This window comes from Pseudomonadota bacterium (genome assembly GCA_026388215.1).
In the GTDB taxonomy this organism is placed as follows: domain Bacteria; phylum Desulfobacterota; class Syntrophorhabdia; order Syntrophorhabdales; family Syntrophorhabdaceae; genus JAPLKF01.
This window is the reverse complement of the sequence record JAPLKF010000183.1, coordinates 1-4137: the sequence shown is the minus strand read 5'-3', so window position 1 is coordinate 4137 and position 4137 is coordinate 1. Positions and strand designations below refer to the sequence as shown.

General features: G+C 46.3%; 2 protein-coding genes. One reads left to right on the top strand and one right to left on the bottom strand.

Going from position 1 to position 4137, the window contains the following annotated elements; all coding sequences use genetic code 11:
* Nucleotides 1–105 precede the first annotated feature (105 nt).
* Nucleotides 106–3111, top strand: a complete 3006-nt coding sequence (locus NTU69_10060) for a PAS domain S-box protein (GenBank protein MCX5803855.1) — start codon at nt 106–108, stop codon at nt 3109–3111.
* A 121-nt stretch (nt 3112–3232) separates the two neighbouring features.
* On the opposite strand, the gene NTU69_10055 is transcribed toward NTU69_10060, so the two are convergent.
* The coding region (locus tag NTU69_10055; GenBank protein MCX5803854.1) for a tyrosine-type recombinase/integrase at nt 3233–4137 on the bottom strand (905 nt) is incomplete at its 5' end.

The window sequence follows — 4137 nt, the reverse complement described above, 5'->3', positions numbered from 1 at the left end:
AAGGGTACCACAATTCGTATTGTCCTCCCGACCTCGGTGACCTCGGTCGTCTCTCATAGTCTTTATGAGGAGAAGGACAACATAGGTGAATAAGGAGCAGGGATCATGGCGAAAAAAACCTCAGATTTGAGTTTAGGCCGTATCTTGATAGTAGACGACGAGCAGGAATTGATGTCCGTTCTCTGCGAAACGCTGGCAGGAAAAGGATACGAGACATTGGGTTTTACATCAGGCGAAAAAGCCCTCGATGTCCTGAAGAACCAAGATTTTGACATATTACTCACGGACCTTATGATGCCTGGCATGGATGGAATAGCCCTTTTTAAGGCTGCCCTCGAGATAGACCATAATATAATAAGTATTATCATGACAGGCCAGGGTACTGTGCAGACTGCTGTAAAAGCTATGCAATTTGGTGCCTTTGATTATATATTGAAACCTTTCAAGATAAATTTTCTCCTGCCACTTATTGCCCGGGCAATGGAAGTGCGGTGGCTTAAGCTTGAAAACATACAGCTACAAGAAACAGTAGCAATTTACGAGCTGGCAACATTGATTTCCTTCCCCTTCGATATTCGGACGATTCTTAATAAGCTTTTAGATGCTGCGATCCAGCAGTGCCAGTCCGACGAGGCATCCATCATGCTTCCTGCAGAAGACGACAAAAGCGAGCTCTACATTGCTTTAGCCAAGGGGAAACATCTGGAGCAATTCATAGGGACACGGGTACCCATAGACAGTGGCATTGCAGGCTGGGTTGCACGAAATCACCAGTTGGTTACACTCGATGGCAAGGTTGAGGATGCCCGTTTCAAGCCGGTCAATCCAAGGGACGACATACACAGTGCCGCATCAATGCCCATCCTTGCAGGTGGTAAGTTACTCGGAGTATTAAATGTGAGCACCACGCAGAGCCGGCGTGCTTTTACGTTAGGCCAGATAAAGGGTTTGAGCATTCTGGTAAGCATCATCGCGCCTGTGTTGGAGAGCTCCTGGTTATACGACCAAATCCGTCTGGCAGAGGAGAAGTATCGCAGCATCTTCACTAACGCCATCGAAGGGATTTTGCAGATCTCACCTGAGGGCCGTTTCATCACAGCCAATCCTGCCCTTGCCCGGATGTATGGGTATGACACACCGGAGGAGTTGATTGCTACAGTCAAATCCATAGAAGAGGAACTCTACATCAGACCAGAAGAGAGAGATAAATTCAAACATCTTTTATATGAAAAGAGCGTGGTAGAGAATTTTGAGGCGGAGATGCGTCGAAAGGACGGAACCACCTTCTGGGTCTCCATGAATGCACGGGCAATCCTCAATAAAGAAGGGGAGACTTTATACCACGAAGGCACCTCTGAAGACATAACACAACGCAAGGAAGCTGAAAACATATTAAAACTGTATAAGCTTCTCTCTGAGAATACCCGTGATATTATCCTCTTTATACGTTTCCGTGATGGCAGAATTATAGAAGCGAACCAAGCCGCAGAAGATGCATACGGGTATACACACGAAGAATTACAATCCCTGACTATATTTAACCTCCGGGAGCCTGATTCCCAGGCCGTTGTCACTGAGGAGATGAAAAAAGCCAGTGAGAAAAATATTTTCTATGAAACGGTTCATCGTCGGAAGGACGGAACCACCTTCTTTGTCGAGAGCAGCTCACAGGGAATTGTTGTGAGAGATGAAAAAGTTCTCCTTAACATCATCCGCGATGTTACAGAGCGGAAAAAAGCTGAAGAAAGAATCGTTGCGGAAAAGCAGAGATTCCTGTCCCTCGTTGATAACGCACCCTTCGGACTGATTATGGTCGATCAAGATGGAAACTTTCAATACTTCAACTCTAAATTTGAAGAGATGTTCGGTTATACGCTCTATGATACTCCTAACGGCAAAACCTGGTTTAAACAAGCATACCCTGATCCTGCATACAGGCACTCCGTGATTTCTACCTGGAAAGCAGATATAGAGAAATTAAAGGCTGGGGAGAACATCACGGAAACCTTTGAAGTGACGTGCAAAGATGGGTCAATAAAGGTTGTCAATTTCATACCTGTGCAAATGGAATCAGGTCAGTTCCTCATGGCGTGCGAAGACATCACCGTACGCAAACAGGCGGAAGAATCGTTACGTCAGGCTGAAACCAAATACCGCTCTATCTTCGAGAATGCCGTAGAGGGTATCTTCCAGACCACACTGAATGGGCGATTCCTCAGTACAAACCCTGCCATGGCACGGATGTCTGGATACGACTCACCAGAGGAATTCATGTCCTCTGTAACAAATATAGGGGAGCAACTCTATGTGAACCCTGATGACTATGTAAGATATATCACCCTTATGAAAGAGAAAGGGAGGGTTGAAGGATTTGAAGTACAACACTACCGGAAAGATAGAAGTATATTCTGGGCGTCCATCAATGCCCATGCGGTCAAGGATGAGACGGGAAATATCCTCAATTTCGAAGGTACCTTCGAAGACATCACCCTACGCAAGCTTGCCGAAGAAGAACTGAAACAAACCCTTGAGAAACTGAGAAAAACCTTAGCTGGTACCATCCAAGCTATGTCACTGATCGTAGAGACACGAGATCCCTATACCTCGGGTCACCAAAAAAGGGTATCTAATCTTGCAATAATAATTGCCCAGGAGATGAACTTATCAAAGGATACAATAGAGAATATCCGTACGGCAGGTAATATTCATGACATCGGGAAGATATCAGTACCCGCTGAGATATTGAGTAAACCTACCAAATTATCGAATATGGAATTTGGCCTTATCAAGGTCCATCCTCAAACAGGGTATGACATATTAAAAGAGGTTGGGTTACCCCATACCATAGCTGAGACAGTCCTCCAACACCATGAGCGATTAGATGGCTCAGGATATCCTCAAGGGTTAAAAGGCGAGAATATTATCCTTGAGGCTCGCATACTCGCTGTTGCTGATGTAATAGAAGCTATGGCCTCCCACAGGCCATACAGGCCAGCAAAGGGTATCGATGCAGCCCTTGAAGAGATAGAAAAGAACAAAGGTATCCTATATGATAATGAGGTGGCGGATGTATGCATAAGACTGTTCAGAGAGAAGGGGTTTACATTTTAACCAACAGCGTCATAATTTGCTTTGTTTCTACCCGTAATAATTATTTTTCCAGTTTATAAACTCTGTTTATTCGTAGGTGCTATACGTAACATATCCTGTTTTCTCTCGTGATGTTAGTTACTTACACCCTGTTTTCCTTTATCCATTTTTCATCCAATTCAAACTCATCGTCTTCACGTGACTGGGTCCGTTGCATGACGACCTCGATAGCCTTGTAGTAGTCCCTTTGCACCTTCAGGTTCGATACCCGGCAGTACCGCTGTGTCGTGGTAATCTGGCCATGCCCCAGAAGGTCCTGGATGGTGACGAGGGCGGCATCCGCGTTGAGTAGCTGTGTTGCCATCGTGTGCCTTAGCTGGTGGCAGGAGACTTTCAGCCTGCTCTTTCGCGCATAGTATTCGATCCTCTTCTGGATTCCACGGACAGATATTGGTTTCCCTGTCATGGGTCCCTTCTGTACCAGGAATAACCCTTTCGCTTTCGACGACCGTTTCTTCAGGTACGCCTGAAGCGCAGATTGAGCATCCTCACTCAAGTACACCACCCTGTCCTTACCGCCTTTTCCATTGGAGACAAAAAGCTGTCTTCTGTGATACTCTACCGCATCTACGGTAAGTTTGGCAACCTCTTCCACCCGAAGGCCTGATCGGAGCATAAGCATGAATATGGCCCTGTCTCTCAAATCCGTGATTACCGCAAAGAGGGTGGTGACCTGGTTGTCCTTCAGGTGCCTGGGCAGAGGTTTTGGCAGACGGAGCGAGATCTTTGTGACCGGATTGACCATATCTACCCCCTCCTCGTTGATGAGGTAGTCGAAGAAGAGACGTATGGTTTGCAGATGGCAGGTGATCGTCTTCGGTTTTAGCCGCTTTCTTAAGGAGTGATCCACATAGGCCCCTATATCCTCACGGGTTACCTCTCGTAGGGGGGTTCTCAGCCACCTCGTGAAGTTATCCATTATGTTCATGTAGTTCTTCACGGTATGGGCCGAGTAGTTCTTTCTCTTCAATGACCTCCGGTACCTGA

Bases quoted from the DNA above. Each gene is read 5' to 3' on its own strand.
- NTU69_10060 (MCX5803855.1), top strand. From the start codon at position 106: ATGGCGAAAAAAACCTCAGATTTGAGTTTAGGCCGTATCTTGATAGTA.